The organism is Dyella jiangningensis (assembly GCF_003264855.1).
GTDB classification, from domain to species: Bacteria; Pseudomonadota; Gammaproteobacteria; order Xanthomonadales; family Rhodanobacteraceae; genus Dyella; species Dyella jiangningensis_C.
The window spans coordinates 944,672-960,672 of sequence record NZ_NFZS01000004.1 but is presented as its reverse complement, the minus strand read 5'-3'; the positions used below and the strand labels follow the sequence as shown (position 1 = coordinate 960,672).

The window sequence follows — 16,001 nt, the reverse complement described above, 5'->3', positions numbered from 1 at the left end:
AGCCGTCATGCTGTCTTCAAGCTTGCTTGGCCGAAGGCTGCCTCCCGCAGTGGCGCTTCAGCGGTTCTTGATCAGCGGATTACTCGTGTCCGGCGTAGGAGTCTTGTCAGGGGACGGAGCCGGGGCGGGTGCGGGAGCCGGCGCGGGAGCCGGTGCTGGCGCCGATGTGGACGCGGTGGTGCGAGAGCGACGAGGGCCTGCCGTCAGGTCGCCATTGAAGGTCATGTACATAGCGTTCTCCCATAGGGGTGAGCCGGCCGCTCAGCGATTCTTGATCGTGGGGTTGCCGGCGGTTCGCGGGTCAAAGCCGAAGATCAAAGGTGGCAAGGGCGATACTGCAGTGGAGCCACTGTGGGTGGCCGCGGGCATGCGGCTGCTGCGCAAGGGGCCTACGCGCGGGGGATAGGGCGATTCGAAACGCGTGCGATAGACCACGCCGCCGATCGTGGCGCTGAGCCGGTAGTACCAGGTGCCGATCTTCTCTTCGAGATTGTGATCGTCCAACAGCGTGATGGATTGTCCGCGATCGCCAATCCTGGGCGGGCCGAAAATCCCCGGAAACGGCGGGCTTATCCAGAGAAAGCCCGGCGAAATCGCATCGTCCAGCGCGTTGAACCGGCCCGGCACGCCATGGTGTTGCAGCTGCCAACGGATCGTTTGCGGCCTGGGCTTGCGGCCGAGCCGGATGGCGCTCTTGGGTATGCCTACCGCGAGGTAAGGTGGCTGGCCCCGCCGCACGACGAGTTTCACGGGAAGGGTGTGTATGACCATGGGCTACTCCGGTCCGCCAAGGGAGGGGGCTCGGTCGGCATGCGCGTCCTGTCGCGTGGCGCATGCGCATCGCCGGGCAAGCGACGTGCGCGCGGTGACGTTCCGCCCGAAAGACGGAGGCACGGAATAGGCAATGCGGATGGATCGACACCATGCGCCATGACGTGCCCGCTCCACGCAAGAACGCCATCCGTGACGGAAGTCCTCGTACGTCGGGCGGTTGTCGAGCCGATGTCGGCGCGCGTCGCGCCGGCTCCCCATGGCGACGGCCATTATCGCGCGTCTTGCCGGCCAGGCGGCAAGAGCGCCGCTTTTTCTTCACCTCGCTGTCACGCGTGAAAGCCAGCAACCACGCGACGTCGAGCGGGATCTCAGTAATTTTGCGTAGAAACGCTACGTAGACTCTCGAATTGTCAGAGCCATGGGAATCCGCAATGGTGCAGGCCGATGTGCTGGAAAAAGCACGTCCGAAGCATGTGTCGCTGTATAGCGGGCGATGCATGTTGGCAGGGGGAGTGGTGCGCGCCTGACGCGCGAGCGGCTCTCCGGGCGAAGAACACATGGAGAGCACCATGGTCGCGAGAGCCGTCATTGCAGGTCGCCGTGCTTCCCGGGCCTGGCCCAGGCTGCTGCTGATGCTGTGCTGCCTGTTGTGCTGGGTGAATGCCAGCCTGGCAGCGCAGGACGTCCTGCCTTCATGGAACGACGGTGCGGCCAGGCAGCACATCGTGGATTTCGTGAAGAAGGTGACCACCACCGGCTCATCCGACTTCGTGCCCGCCGAACAACGCATCGCGGTGTTCGACAACGACGGCACGCTGTGGGCGGAGCAGCCCATCTATTTCCAGTTCTTCTTCGTGATCGACCAGGTGAAGGCGCAATCGCCGCAGCATCCGGAATGGAAGACCACGGAACCCTTCAAGTCGGCCCTTGCCGGTGACCTCAAAGGCGTCGCCGCCTCCGGCGAAAAAGGCATCGCCCAGCTGATGGCGGCGACGCATGCGGGCATGACCACGGAACAATTCGCGCGCAACGTCAACGCGTGGATGTCCACCGCGCGCCACCCCGAGACGCACCGCGTGTTCACCGAGATGGTTTACCAGCCGATGCTCGAGCTGGTGCATTACCTGCGCGACAACGGCTTCAAGACGTACATCGTCTCCGGCGGCGGGCAGGACTTCATGCGCGCCTGGGCGACGGCCGTCTACGGCATTCCGCCCGAGCAGATCATCGGCAGCCAGGGCGAACTGAAATTCGAGTTGCGCGACGGCAAGCCCGTATTGATGAAGGAGGCGAAGGTGGCGCTCATCGATGACGGCCCGGGCAAGCCCGTCGGCATCGAGCGTTTCATCGGGCGCAAGCCGATCTTCGCGTTCGGCAATTCCGATGGCGACCAGCAGATGCTCGAGTGGACGGCTTCGGGTGACGGCGCGCGCTTCGCCGGCCTGGTGCACCACACCGACGCGGCGCGCGAATGGGCCTACGACCGCCAGTCGCCGGTGGGAAAGCTGGACAAGGCACTCGATGAAGCAACGGCCAAGGGATGGACCGTGGTCGACATGCAGAAGGATTGGAAAGCGGTTTTTCCAGCGGAGCAGAAGTAACGCAGTGAGGGTTGCGGCACCAGGCCAGGGTGCCGTCATGGAAAGGCTTGCATCACCGACGGTTGCCTGGCGCAGCCGCAACACCCAGGAGGTACCCCATGTTTCCCCCGTGGCAGCGCAGCACTTTGTTGAAATCACTGACGACGGTAGTCGCGACGGCCTTGCTCGTCGTCGGCGCTGTCACCATGGAGCCGAGTGCCGTCAAGGCGCGACCGGCACAGGACCAGCAACAGGAGCAGGGCGACAACGGCAAGCCGAACATCATCGTGATCTTCGGCGATGACGTCGGCCAGTCGAACATCAGCGCGTACTCGATGGGCCTGGTGGGCTATCGCACGCCCAACATCGACCGCATCGCCCGCGAGGGCATGATCTTCACCGACTACTACGCCGAGAACAGCTGCACGGCGGGTCGTTCCACCTTCATCACCGGCCAGACGGTGTTGCGCACGGGCATGTCCAAGGTCGGCATTCCCGGTGCGCCGGTGGGTATCCAGGATCGCGACGTCACCATCGCGCAGGCACTCAAGGGCCTGGGCTATGCCACCGCGCAGTTCGGCAAGAACCACCTGGGCGACCAGGACCGTTTCCTGCCCACCAAGCACGGCTTCGACGAATACTTCGGCAACCTTTATCACCTGAACGCCGAAGAGGAGCCGGAGCGCCCGTACTGGCCGAAGAACAATCCGGCCTTCCTCAAGAGCTACAACCCGCGTGGCGTGTTGCACACCTATTCGGATGGCAAGATCGAGGATACCGGCCCGCTGACCGTCAAGCGCATGGAGACCATCGATGACGAGACCACCGGCGCCGCGGCTTCCTACATCCAGAAGCAGGCGCAGGCCAAGCAGCCGTTTTTCATGTGGATGAACTTCACGCGCATGCACATCTTCACGCACGTGCGGCCGGAATTTTCCGGCAAGGCCGGCCTCGGCAAGGGGCATGAGTACGCCGACGGCATGTGGGAGATGGACCAGAACGTGGGCAAGCTGCTCAAGGCGATCGACGATGCAGGCATCGCCAAGAACACCATCGTGGTGTTCACCACCGACAACGGCCCGAACTTCTTCACCTGGCCGGATGCCGCCAATACGCCGTTCCGCAGCGAAAAGGATTCCAATTGGGAAGGCGCGTTCCGCGTACCGGCGATGGTCCGCTGGCCTGGCCATATCCGGCCGAACACAGTGAGCAACGCGCTCATGTCGGGCCTGGACTGGTTCCCCACCCTGGTGGCCGCAGCCGGCGACCCGGACATCACCAACAAGCTGCTCAAGGGCGAAAGCATCGGCGGCAAGAGCTACAAGGTGCACCTGGACGGCTACAACTTCCTGCCCTACCTGACGGGAAAGACCAATACGTCGCCACGCGACGAGTTCTTCTACTTCAATGACGACGCCGAGATCGTGGCGGTGCGCTGGGATCCCATCGAGCCCGGTGGAAGCCGGCCCGATGCATGGAAGGTCGTGTTCTGCCAGCAGCGTGCGCAAGGCGGCTTCAATATCTGGGCTGAGCCATTCACCTGCACGCGTACACCCAGTCTCTACAACCTGCGCATGGACCCGTATGAGCGCGCGAGCATCGGTCCGACCACCGGCTGGGAAAAGTGGGAGGTGGACAATGCCTACCTGCTGTTCGAAGGCAACCGGCGTGTCTTCGAGATGCTCAATACCTTCAAGGACTATCCGCCGAGCCAGACGCCGGCCAGCTTCACGATCGACCAGGCGGTGCAGAAGCTGAAGATGCAGTTGCAGAAGGAAGGCAAGTAAGCCTGACGATGTCGGCGACAAGGATGTCGCCACCTTTCACCCCATCGTCGGTCGGCAGCGCTTGCGCTGTCGGCCGGCGATCCCTCCATACTCGCAGGGAGTGCAACCTCGCGTGAGTTCCATGCCCAGTGCCGTGCGGCAGCGCCGCGTTGGAAAGCTTGCTTCCGCGGCCAAGCCCGTAGCGTCCGCCATATCGTTTTGGCCTGCGTTGCTCCTGTTCGGTTCCGGCACCGCATCGCTGGTCTACCAACTCCTCTGGATCAAGCAGCTTTCGCTGGTGGTGGGCGTGGAGGTCTACGCTGTCACCATCGCGGTGAGCGCGTTTTTCGCCGGCCTTGCCGTGGGTGGCGCGTGGCTGGGCCGCATCGCTGATGGTCTCGCACGCCCGCTGCGTCTTTACGCGTGGCTGGAGTGCGCCGTCGCATGTCTGGCCGTGGCTTCCACCACGTTGCTGGCGCACAGCGCCGCTACGTTTGCGTGGCTGGAACTCCATGCGGGATGGTTTGCGTGGTTGTTGCCCTTCGCCCTGGTCGGCGTACCCGCGGTGGCGATGGGTGGCACCTTGCCCGTGCTGGTGCGAGTCAGCGCGCGGGATAGCGTGGCACGTACGGGCGGTCGGCTCTACGCAGCCAATACGGCGGGCGCGATTGCCGGCGTGCTGCTGGCGCCGTTCGTGCTGTTGCCGGCACTTGGTGTGCAGGGTTCCGCGTGGGCGGCGGCCGTGCTCAATCTGCTGGCGGCTGCGCTGGCCTTCGTGCTTGATCGGGCACCGGCGTTGAGGCAAGAGACGCCGAACCATGACGCTACGGTTGCTACGCCGTCTGCACGCCTGGCACTCGCGCTCTACGCCATCGCTGGCGGCATTGCGCTGGGCTACGAAGTGGTGTGGTCGCAGACCGTGGTGCAGTTCATGAGCACGCGCGCGTTCGCCTTCGCCATGATGCTGGCCGTCTATCTGCTGGGCCTGATGGCGGGCAGCGCGATCTATGCGCGCTTCGCCGAGCGCGTGCGCGATGCGTGGACGGCATTCGGCGTACTCATCGCCCTGGCCGGTCTGATGGCCCTGCTGCAGGTGAGTTGGCTGGGCCCGTGGCTCGGCGACGCGCAGGCGGCGCTGGCCGGCATATTCAACGATGCGACGGGAAGCCGTCTCGTCGCGATGTGCGCGCGTTTTGCCCTCGCGGCGGCCGCCATCGTGCTGGCGCCGACGCTGTTGTTGGGCGCGGCATTTCCCGCCGTGCTTAGGTTGTGCGCACAGCCTGGCCGAAGTGGACAGGGCGTGGGGAGCGCCGTTGCGCTCAATACGCTGGGTGGCATCGTCGGAACGACGTTGACGGGCTTCGTGCTGGTGCCGATGTTTGGGCTGGTACGCACACTGGGTTTGCTCGCGGTTGCCGCCGCGCTGGTCGGACTCGTGGCCGTGTTCGCCGGCCGCGCACCGCGCGATGGGAAACGTTGGCTGGTGCCGTTGGTGGGAATGTGCTCGTTGGCCCTGGCCATGCTGACACCCGCGGACAAACTGGCCACCCTGTTGGCGCACGCGCGTGGCGGCGAGGTCACCTACTACGAAGAAAGCCGCGGCGGCACCGTAGCGGTGCTGGCGCAGGGCAGGGAAGACGCCGCCTTCCATCGCCTCTACATCCAGGGCGTGTCCAACTCCGGCGATACCTTGCCCTCGCAGCGCTACATGCGACTGCAGGCATTGCTGCCTTTGATCATCCATCAGGGCGAGCCGAAGTCGGCGCTGGTGATCGGATTCGGTACGGGCATTACCGCCGGTGCGCTGTCGCAGTATCCAGGGCTCACCTCACGTGTCGTTGCCGAGTTGCTCCCGGCCGTGGTGCGCGCTGCACCGCAGTTCCAGGGCAACTATGGCGCGGGTACCACTGACAAGGGGCTCGACATTCGCCTGCGCGATGGCAGGCGCGAGCTGCTGCGCAGCACGCAGCGCTACGACATGATCACGCTGGAACCACCGCCGCCCTCGGCGTCCGGCGTGGTGAACCTGTACTCGCGCGATTTCTACCGCCTGGCCGCGTCGCGACTCAACGACCACGGCCTGCTCGCGCAGTGGTGGCCGATCGCCACGCAGAACGATGAGGATTCGCGTGCGATGGTGCGCGCGTTCCTTGATGCGTTTCCGCACGCCACCTTGTGGACGACCGAACTGCACGAAATGTTGCTGGTGGGTTCGAACGAACCGATCGAGCTTGACGCCGCGCAGATCGAACGACGATTCAACCAGCCGAGCGTGGCGGCATCGTTGCGTGAGGTGGGCATCGAATCGCCGGCGGCCCTGCTCGCCACCTGGGTATCCGGTCGCGCATCCCTGGAACATTATGCCGGCGACACGCCCGCCGTGACCGACGACCGGCCAAGCATCGAATACGCGACATGGGTGCGTCGTAACGAGATCGTGCGTGTGCTGCCCGAGCTGATCGCGACGCAGACACAACCACCGATTCATGGCGCCAGTGCCGACCTGCAGGCCGAAATGCGGATGCAGCACGACGTCTTGTTCACCTTTTACGCTTCAGGCTTGGCCGCGTACCAGGGCGACCGTGAGCGTTGGGGCGGCGCGCTGGAGCAGGTGATGCGCGTGGATGGCAGCAATCCGTATTACCGATGGATTGCCGGTGGAGGTCCATAACCTGGACATGCGCGGTGCGGTGGTGGTGGGCGCGGCGCAAGGGAAAGTCGGGAGGCAACGAGGGACCATGAGCGCGCGAGAGGCGATCAACGCACTGCAGACGCAGATGGAGACGTCGATCATCGGCCAGCGCGAGCTGATCCGGCAGATGATCGTCGGCTTGCTGGCGAACGGCCACCTGTTGCTGGAAAGCCTGCCGGGCCTCGCCAAGACGCGCGCGGTGAAGAGCATGGCGAAGAACCTCGACGCGCAGATGCGCCGCATCCAGTTCACGCCCGACCTGTTGCCTTCGGACATCACCGGCACCGAAGTGCTGCACCAGCAGGGTGGGCAGAACGTCTTCCAGTTCCAGCCCGGCCCGATTTTCGGCAACGTGATTCTCGCCGACGAGATCAATCGTGCGCCGGCCAAGGTGCAGGCAGCGCTGCTGGAAGCGATGGAGGAACGGCAGATCACCGTGGCCGGCACCACGCACGCGATGCCGGACCTGTTCATCGTGATGGCCACGCAGAACCCGATCGAGCAGGAGGGCACCTATCCGCTGCCCGAGGCGCAGCTCGACCGTTTCCTGATGAAGGTGCTGGTGGACTATCCGGATCGCGACAGCGAGATCGGCGTGCTCGCGCTGGTGCGCGGCGAAGAGATCGCCACCGCGACCGGCGGCAGCGCGGAAGATGCGGGCGCGCGCATCGAGCCCGAACGCGTGTTCGAGGCGCGCAAGGAGATCCATGGCATCCATGTGGCGCCGGCCATCGAGCAGTACATCATGGCGATCGTCGACGCCACGCGGCATCCGGATCGCTACGACAAGACGCTGGGCACCTGGATCCAGATCGGCGCGAGCCCCCGTGGCGGCATTGCGCTGGAGCGCACCTCGCGCGTCAACGCATGGCTGGAAGGTCGCCCGCATGTCACACCTGACGACGTGCGCGCGATGGCCCATGGCGTGCTGCGCCATCGGCTCATCCTCACCTATGACGCGAGCGCCGAAGGCATTCATGCCGATCAGGTGATCGACAAGATATTGGAGCTGGTGGCGGTGCCGGCTTGAATTTCGCTCCCTCTCCCCTTTTGGGGAGAGGGCTGGGGTGAGGGGTGGGTGCTCGAGAAAGCCCTGAAATAGAGCCTGCTCTTGGAAGTCTTCCCGCAAGGCCGCCCCTCATCCCGACCTTCTCCCCGAAGGGGAGAAGGAGACAAACGCTGTGGTACCCACATGGCCCAGACACAACCCAGCGACATCGGCACCGTCTACGTCACACCCGCGCACCTCGCGCGGCTGGAGTACGACGCCCGTCGCCTTGCGGCCACGCCCCATCGCCCGCACCACAGCATCCTCGCCGGCCGCCACGCGTCGCGGCTGCGCGGACGCGGGCTCAACTTCGAGGAGATCCGCGCGTATGTGCCCGGCGACGACCTGCGCCATCTCGATTGGAAAGCCTCCTTGCGCGTGGGCCATGCCCTGGTGCGGTCCTATACCGAGGAACGCGATCGCCCCGCGCTGTTCGTGGTGGACCAGCGCATCTCGATGTTCTACGGCACGCGGCGCGCGATGAAATCGGTGGTGGCGGCCGAGATGGCCGCGCTGGGTGCGTGGATGGCCTTCCAGGCGGGCGACCGCGCCGGCGCCGTGGTGTTCGACGACCGTCGCATCGACACCGTGCGGCCGCACCGCAGCCGCAGCCGCGTGCTGGCCACGCTGGGCATGCTGGCACGCAGCAACCAGGCCTTGCATGCCGATACGCCGGTGCGCCCCCATGCGGGCCAGCTCGACGCGGCGTTGCGTTCGGCCTTGCACCTGGCCACCCATGACTATCTCGTCTGCGTGGTGAGCGACTTTCTAGGTGCGGATGAGCAGACCCTGAAACTGACGCGCGAACTGGCCTCCCACAACGACGTCATCGCCGTGCTGGTGTACGACCCTTCGGCGCGGGCCATGCCCGCCAGCGGCAAGATCGTCGTGACTGAAGGCGAGTTGCAGGTGGAGATCGACTTCGGCCGCAAGACCGTGCGCGAACCGCTCGGCGCGATGTTCGACACGCGGTTGCAGCAGACCGTGGATCTCCTGCGACGCTGCGGCGTGCCATTGCTCGTGCTCGATACCGAGCAGCCGACCGTGCATCAGGTCGCCCGCCTGCTCGGCCACTTCGCGCAACGGAGGGCCTGAGTGATGTTTGCGCTGCCCGCGCAGCCACCGGCGCCGTCGATCGCGGATCTCAAGGACATTCCGTTGCCGCCGCCGGTGCCCTACACGCCGCAAACGATGGGCTGGTGGGTGCTGCTCGCGCTCGTGCTGCTGGTGGTGCTTTGGATCGGTGCGTTGCGTCTGCGCCGCTGGTGGCGCAATCGCTACCGGCGTGCCGCGCAGAAGGAACTGGCGGCGATCGAACACGCCATGGCCGATCCATCGCAGCGACAACAGGCATTGGCCGCGGTGCCTGCGCTGGTCAAGCGCACCGTGCTGACATGGGCGCCGCGCGACACCGTTGCGCCGCTCAGCGGTGAGGCGTGGCTCGGGTATCTCGATCGCACGTTTGCCGGCGAGCGTTTCACGCGGGGCCCGGGGCGGCATCTGCAGACGCTCGCCTATGGCGGCGCTGACATCGCAAGCGGCGACACGGATGCATTGATGACCTTGTTGCATCGCTGGATCGACGATCATGTTCCAGCTTGAATATCCCTGGCTGCTGCTGGTGCTTCCCTTGCCGTTGCTGGTGTGGTGGCTGTTGCCACCGTACGGCGAACGGACGCGGGCGATACGCGTGCCGTTTTTCGATGAGCTGGCGCGCATCACCGGACAGACACCATCGCGCGGCGCGGTGATCCTGCGCAGCAACTGGCTGCGGCGCGTCCTGGCGCCCTTGTGCTGGGCGCTGGCAGTAGTGGCGCTGGCCAGCCCGCAATGGCTGGAGCCACCGGTGCAGCGTACCGAATCGGCACGCGACCTGTTGCTGGCCATCGATCTCTCCGGCTCGATGGCGACGCCGGATTTCGTCGATGATCGCGCCGAGCGCATAGATCGACTCACTGCGGTGAAAAGCGTGGTGGATGACTTCATCCGCCGTCGCACCACCGATCGCATCGGCCTGATCGTGTTCGGCACCAATGCATTTCCCCAGACCTCGCTCACGCTGGATCACGTAGCGGTACGCGACCTGCTGCAGGAACTTCGCGTGGGCATGGCCGGTCCGCAGACAGCAATCGGCGACGCCATCGGCATGGCGGTGAAGATGACCGAACGCTCGCAGCAGCGCGAGCGCGAGCGCGTGCTGATCCTGCTTACCGACGGCAACGACACCGCTTCGCGCTTGCCTGGGGAAAAAGCGGCTGCGATCGCCAGGGAACACCACATCGTGATCCACACCATCGGCATCGGCGACCCCAACGCCGTGGGCGAGAACCGCGTGGACCTGGATGCGCTCAAGCGCATCGCGGCAGCGACGGGCGGGCGAAGCTATCGCGGCGAGAACCGCCAGCAACTGGCGGACATCTATGCGTTGCTCGACCGCATCACGCCGAGCAAGGTGAAGCATTCGATCTATCGCCCAAAAGTGAAGCTCTACTACGTGCCGCTGGGCATCGCCTTGCTGCTGATGCTCGCCTATCACCTGCTGATGCTGGGCCTGGTGGCGCCGATCAGGCAGCGCCGCACGGCGAGGGCCGATGCAGCGCCAGGCGCGACTGAGGCCTGAGCCATGGACCAGGGCTTCCACTTCATCCGACCGCTATGGCTGCTGCTGGTGCCGCTGGGGCCGTTGTTGCTGTGGTGGTGGCAGCGGCGCAACGATCCACTGCAGCGATGGAAGGGCATGATCGCGCCGCATCTGCTGCCGCATCTGGTGGTGGGCGATCACGGGAAGTGGCGCGTGCGGCCCATCCACCTCGTGTGTGCCGTGCTGGTGATCGGCGGCGTCGCCTGTGCCGGTCCCACGTGGGAGCTCGATCCGCCGCCGTTCGCCGAGGACCGCGCGCCGATGGTGGTCGCCATCGACCTCTCGCCGGCCATGAATGCGATCGACGTGTCGCCGACGCGGCTGGAGCGCACCAAGCAAAAGGTGCGCGACCTGATGAAGCTGCGCGCCGGCGGTCGCGTAGGGCTGATCGTGTATACGAACACCGCGCACATGGTGTTGCCGCCCACCGACGATCCCGGCTTGATGAACCTGTTCCTCGGTGCACTATCCACCGACCTGTTGCCGCCAAAGGGACAGAACGCCGCCGCGGCGCTTACGCTGGCCGATCGCATGCTCAACGCGGAAAGCGATCCCGGCACGATCGTGTTCTTCACCAGTGGCTTCGACGATTCGCAGATCCGCGCCTTCATGGAGCATCACGAGGACTCGCGACAGCAGGTGCTGATGCTTGCGGTGGGGACGACCAAGGGCGGCGTGCTGCGTGCGCCATCCGGCGCACTGGTCCTTGGCCGCGATGGCGCACCGGCCGAGGCCAAGCTGGACGACGAAGCCTTGCAGCGGCTTTCCGACAAGGCGCATGTGCCGCTGGCCAGCATCACCACCAATGACGACGATATGCGCTGGGTGCAGCGCGAGGCGCTGCATCACCTGGCGATCATGAAGGACACCACCTCCACCGTGCGCTGGAAGGAATACGGCTATTACCTCTGCTATCCCCTGGTGCTGCTGGCGCTGCTGTGGTTCCGACGCGGCTGGGTGGTGCGCTGGGTGTTGGTGATCGGCGCGCTCGGCCTGGCAGGCGTGCCGGCACCGGCGCATGCCAGCGACTGGAAGGTGGTGGACTGGTTCTTTACGCCCGACCAGCAGGGGCGCTGGTATTACGAGCATCGCGACTTCGCCAAGGCGTCGGAACGCTTCGTCGATCCGTACTGGAAAGGCCAGGCGCTGTACGAGCATGCGCGCTACGAGGATGCGCAGAAGATGTTCGCCACCGTGACCACGCCGGAGGCGAAATTCATGGAAGGCAATTGCTACGCCCGGCTCACGCAGTACGAGGAAGCGAAGGACGCCTACGACCAGGCGCTGCGCATGCGTCATCCGTTTCCGCAGGCGCAGGCCAACATGCAGCTGATGGACAAGCTGCTCGCGCTGCAGGAAAAGACGCCGCCCCAGGACGACGATGACGAAAACAAACCGGACAAGGTGAAGTTCGACAAGGAAGGCAAGAAAGGCACCGGCAAGACCCAGCTGATGGGCAAGCGTCCACAACAGGTGCCATCGGACGTATGGATGCGCAACCTCAACGTGTCTCCCGCCGATTTCCTGCGCACTAAGTTCAACATCGAGAACAACGCGCCGCCACCGGGCCAGCCGACCACGCCAGCCAAGGAAGTGATCAAGGAGCCCGGCGCATGAAGGCGTGGCTCGCCTGCACGTTGTTGCTGCTGGCCGGCGCGGCATGGGCGGAGGAGCCGCCAACGGCGCCTCGCATGCAAGTGCGTGTGCACCAGGAGCCGGCGGGCGCGCTGGTGGAAGGCGAGACGGCGCGCATCGTGGTCGACATGCTCACGCCGGATTTCTTCACCGATGCGCCGGTGCTGCCCGTGCCGCACGTGGAGGGCGTCTATCTCGCCTTGTCCGACGAAACGCCGGGGCACGTGGTGGACAGCATCGACGGCGCCACCTGGTCGGGCGTATCGCGCACGTATCTGGTGACGCCGCTGATCTCGGGCAAGGTGGAGATTCCCTCGTTCGACGTGACGGCGCACATCGGCCCTCAATCCACTGCGGTTACCGTGCCGACCGCACCGCTGACGTTGAGCGTGCAGCCCTTGGTGCTGCCCAAGGGCGTGACCGAAGCACTGATCGCCAGCTCGGTGAAGATCACCCAGACCGTGCTGCCGGAAGACAGCGGCCTGCACGTGGGGGACAGCATCACGCGACGCGTGGAAATCACTGCCGAAGGCGCACCGGCCATGATGTTGCCGCCGGTGACCTTCGCACCGGTGCGCGGCCTCGGGCTATACGCATCGCCGCCGGCCACGCGCGACGTGATCGGCAACCAGGGTGGCTTCGTGGGCGGCAGTCGCGTGGACTCGGCGAGCTATGTGATCCAGAAGCGCGGGCGCTACACCTTGCCGCCGATCACCGTGCGCTGGCTGGATAGCCGCACGTACACGTGGAAGGTGAGCGAAGTGCCCGCGGTGCAGTTCCATGCGTGGTGGGGCGCGCCGACGCGGCCGCGCTTCGCCTTGCCGGGGCAGGGCGTGATGCCGAGGTTGATCGGTTTCTTCTCCAGCGACCTGGGCATGCTGCTGATCCTGCTGGCGGTGGCGGGATGGGCGGTGTGGACGTTCCGCGCCCGCCTGCAGCGAAAGCTCGAGCAGTTCAGGGCATGGCGCTATCGGCGCCGGCATTCGGAGGCAGCCGCGTTCGCGGCGCTGCGCCGCCAGCACCACGCCACGTCCGCCGCAACGCTGCACACGGTCGCCGATGCCTGGGCGCGTCGCAGCGCGCAGGAGGGCGCACCGTCGTCGGTCGAAGCCTGGTGCCAGCGTTATGGCGATGCATCACTCAAGGCGCAGTGGACGGCGCTCGATGGCGCGCTTTATGGAACGACCGCGGGGACGTGGTCGGCACAGGCGCTGGTCGATGGTCTGGCAGCCGCGCGAAAGCGCTGGCGACACGAGCGACGCCAACGTCGGCGCGGCATCGTGCTGCCGCCCTTGAATCCGGCCTGAGGCACTGATCTTCACGAACTCATCGCTTGGGCTCGCTACCATGCCTCGGTACGGTGTCGGTCGGCGCGCATGGATGCGCCGCATCCAAGGGCGAAACGGGGGAGCAAGGCATGGGCCGTTCCAGGAAGCGCCAGCAACGACGCTCGACGCCCGCCACGCCTCCGCCTTCCGCGCCGCCTTCGTCGTCCACCCACGCGTCGGGCCGGTGGTGGTGGCTGCCTTTCGTCGTCGGGCTGCTGGTACTCGTGGCGCTGGGTGCATGGTGGCTGCGCGCGCCGACGCCGGAACACCGCGCGCCGCTCGCCTCATCCACAGCATCTGCACCGCCCACGCCGACCAAGCCGGTCGCGCACTACGTGGGTGCGCAGGCCTGTGCGTCGTGCCACGCGAAGGAAGCCGCCGCGTGGCAGCAGTCCCATCACGCGCTCGCCATGCAGGTCGCGGATGAGCACAGCGTGCTGGGGCATTTCGACAACGCCACCCTCAAGCAGGACGGCAGCCAGGCCAGCTTCTTCAAGCGCGACCAGGCCTTCGTCGTTAAGACCGATGGACCTGACGGCAAGCCCGGCGAGTTCGAGGTGAAGTACACGTTCGGCGTCTATCCGTTGCAGCAGTATCTCGTGGCCTTTCCGGATGGACGCATGCAGGCCTTGCGTGCCTCCTGGGATGCACGGCCTGCCGCCGAAGGCGGGCAGCGCTGGTTCAACCTGTATCCCGGCGAGCACATCGATGCGCACGATACGCTGCACTGGACGCGCCTGAACCAGAACTGGAACTACATGTGCGCGGACTGCCATTCGACCAACGTGCAGCGCCATTACGACGTAGCCAGCAACACCTTCAAGACCACCTGGAGCGACATCAACGTGGCCTGCGAGGCGTGCCATGGTCCCGGCTCGCGCCATGTCGAATGGGCAAAATGGAGCGACGCGCAGAAGCAGGCCGACGCCAGCAAGGGCCTCGCCATTGCGCTCGACGAACGCAAGGGCATGCAGTGGATGCCCAACGCCGCCACTGGCAACCCGGTGCGGAGCACACCCTTGGCAACGCATCGCGAGGTGGAAACCTGCGCGGTCTGCCACGCGCGGCGCAACATCATCGCCAAGGACAGCGCGCCCACCGGCCGATTGATGGATACGCACGATCCGATCCTGCTGGCGGCAGGCCGCTATCACGCGGATGGCCAGCAGCTCGACGAGGTCTACGTGTACGCATCGTTCCTGCAGAGCCGCATGTACGCCAAGGGCGTGACCTGCAGCGACTGCCACGATCCGCATACCGCCAAGGTGCGTGCGCAGGGCAATGCGCTGTGCGAGAGCTGCCATTCGCCCAAGGTGTACGACACCACCGCGCACCACATGCACAAGGATGGCGGCGCCGGCTCCCAGTGCGTGGCCTGCCACATGCCCGCGAAGAACTACATGGTGATCAATGCGCGGCCGGATCATTCGATCCGCGTGCCGCGACCCGACCTCACGGTGAAGTTCGGCGTTCCCAACGCGTGCGCCAACTGCCACGCCGACAAGGGCGCGCAGTGGGCTGCCGACGCCATCGAGAAGGCGCACGGTCCCGAGCGCAAGGGCTTTCAGCATTACGTCGAGGCGCTGGACGCGGGCCGGCATGGCAAGCCGAACGCGGCCAGCCTGTTGATGGATCTGGCAAGGGACACGACCTCGCCGGTGATCGCACGCGCCACCGCGATCGGTGAACTGGCGCATTTCGCCAGCCCCGCGGCCGTGTCCACGCTGCAGGCGGCGCTGGCGGATGCCGATCCGCTGATGCGCAAGGCCGCGCTCGAAGCGCTCGTCGCCTTTCCCAGCCGCGTACGCGGTCCGATGGCGGCAGCGTTGGCGGACGATCCCGTGCTGGATGTGCGCATCAAGGCCGGCCGCGTGCTCGCCGGCGTGCCTGATGCCGAGCTGGATGCGAACCAGCGTGCGGCGCGCGACCGTGCGTTCGGCACTTTCGTGGCATCACAGCAAGCGATCGCGGATCGTCCGGAATCCCATTACGACCTGGCCCTGGTGTACGTCGAGCGTGGCGAGACGACGAAGGCGGAACAGGCGTTTCGCCAGGCATTGAAGCTGCAACCGGATTTCGTGCCGGCCTATATCAATCTTGGCGACATGTATCGTTCGCTCGATCGCGAAGCCGACGCCCAGAAAGCCATCGACGAGGGCCTGGCGGTTGCGCCCGACAACGCGAGCCTGTTGCATGCCAAGGGCTTGTCGCTGGTGCGTAGCGGCCAGGCGGCGGCAGCGCTCGGCTGGCTCGAGCGTGCCCATCGCGCCGATCCGGCGAATGCGCGCTTCGCCTATGTGTACGGCGTGGCGCTGCATTCGGCGGGACAGGGCGAGCAGGCGCGCAAGGTCTGGGAGGGCGCGCTGCAATCGTCGCCGTATGACCCGTCGCTGCTCCTCTCGCTGGCCCGCGTCGAGCGCGATGACGGCCATGCCGACAAGGCGCGCGATTACGCCCAACGCGTGCTCGCGGTCGCACCGCAGTCGAGCGATGCGCAGCAGTTGCTGCAAAGCCTGGACGCAGCGCCGAAATAGCGT

11 protein-coding genes are annotated in these 16,001 nt (G+C 65.7%); 10 read left to right on the top strand and 1 reads right to left on the bottom strand.

Translation table 11 applies throughout. The annotated features are described in order from the left end of the window. Positions 1-261: 261 nt before the first annotated feature. On the bottom strand, positions 262-771 hold the full coding sequence (locus CA260_RS16885) for a hypothetical protein (protein ID WP_111984174.1): 510 nt from the start codon (positions 769-771) through the stop codon (positions 262-264). Positions 772-1,343: 572 nt separating this feature from the next. On the opposite strand from CA260_RS16885, the gene CA260_RS16880 reads away from it, so the two are divergent. The 10 genes from CA260_RS16880 (at position 1,344) to CA260_RS16835 (ending at position 15,998) form a co-directional block, all read left to right on the top strand. Further along, complete coding sequence (locus CA260_RS16880; RefSeq protein ID WP_238149798.1) at positions 1,344-2,375, top strand: HAD family hydrolase; 1,032 nt, start codon at positions 1,344-1,346, stop codon at positions 2,373-2,375. Between the two features lie 98 nt (positions 2,376-2,473). Continuing rightward, positions 2,474-4,141, top strand: a complete 1,668-nt coding sequence (locus CA260_RS16875; protein ID WP_111984172.1) for an arylsulfatase — start codon at positions 2,474-2,476, stop codon at positions 4,139-4,141. Positions 4,142-4,262: 121 nt separating this feature from the next. Continuing rightward, a complete protein-coding gene (locus tag CA260_RS16870; protein WP_111984171.1) occupies positions 4,263-6,791 on the top strand; it encodes a fused MFS/spermidine synthase in 2,529 nt (842 codons plus the stop codon). 67 nt (positions 6,792-6,858) lie between these two features. After that, positions 6,859-7,842 carry an AAA family ATPase gene (locus CA260_RS16865; protein WP_111984170.1) on the top strand — a complete coding sequence of 328 codons (984 nt, stop codon included), beginning with the start codon at positions 6,859-6,861 and terminating at the stop codon, positions 7,840-7,842. 162 nt (positions 7,843-8,004) lie between these two features. Continuing rightward, positions 8,005-8,955 (top strand): DUF58 domain-containing protein, encoded by a 951-nt coding sequence (locus CA260_RS16860; RefSeq protein WP_111984169.1) that lies wholly within the window; start codon positions 8,005-8,007, stop codon positions 8,953-8,955. Between the two features lie 3 nt (positions 8,956-8,958). Beyond that, the gene (locus CA260_RS16855; protein WP_146745365.1) at positions 8,959-9,462 is read left to right on the top strand and encodes a DUF4381 domain-containing protein; all 504 of its coding nucleotides are present in this window, start codon (positions 8,959-8,961) and stop codon (positions 9,460-9,462) included. Beyond that, entirely contained in the window at positions 9,449-10,480 is a 1,032-nt protein-coding gene (locus tag CA260_RS16850) for a VWA domain-containing protein (RefSeq protein WP_111984167.1), read from the top strand. The genes CA260_RS16855 and CA260_RS16850 overlap by 14 nt, the downstream gene beginning before the upstream one ends. A 3-nt stretch (positions 10,481-10,483) precedes the next feature. Continuing rightward, positions 10,484-12,118, top strand: coding sequence for a VWA domain-containing protein (locus CA260_RS16845; RefSeq protein WP_111984166.1), 1,635 nt, complete (start codon positions 10,484-10,486; stop codon positions 12,116-12,118). After that, positions 12,115-13,443 carry a BatD family protein gene (locus CA260_RS16840; RefSeq protein WP_111984165.1) on the top strand — a complete coding sequence of 443 codons (1,329 nt, stop codon included), beginning with the start codon at positions 12,115-12,117 and terminating at the stop codon, positions 13,441-13,443. The genes CA260_RS16845 and CA260_RS16840 overlap by 4 nt, the downstream gene beginning before the upstream one ends. Positions 13,444-13,553: 110 nt before the next feature. Then, entirely contained in the window at positions 13,554-15,998 is a 2,445-nt protein-coding gene (locus CA260_RS16835; RefSeq protein WP_111984164.1) for a tetratricopeptide repeat protein, read from the top strand. Positions 15,999-16,001: the final 3 nt, after the last annotated feature.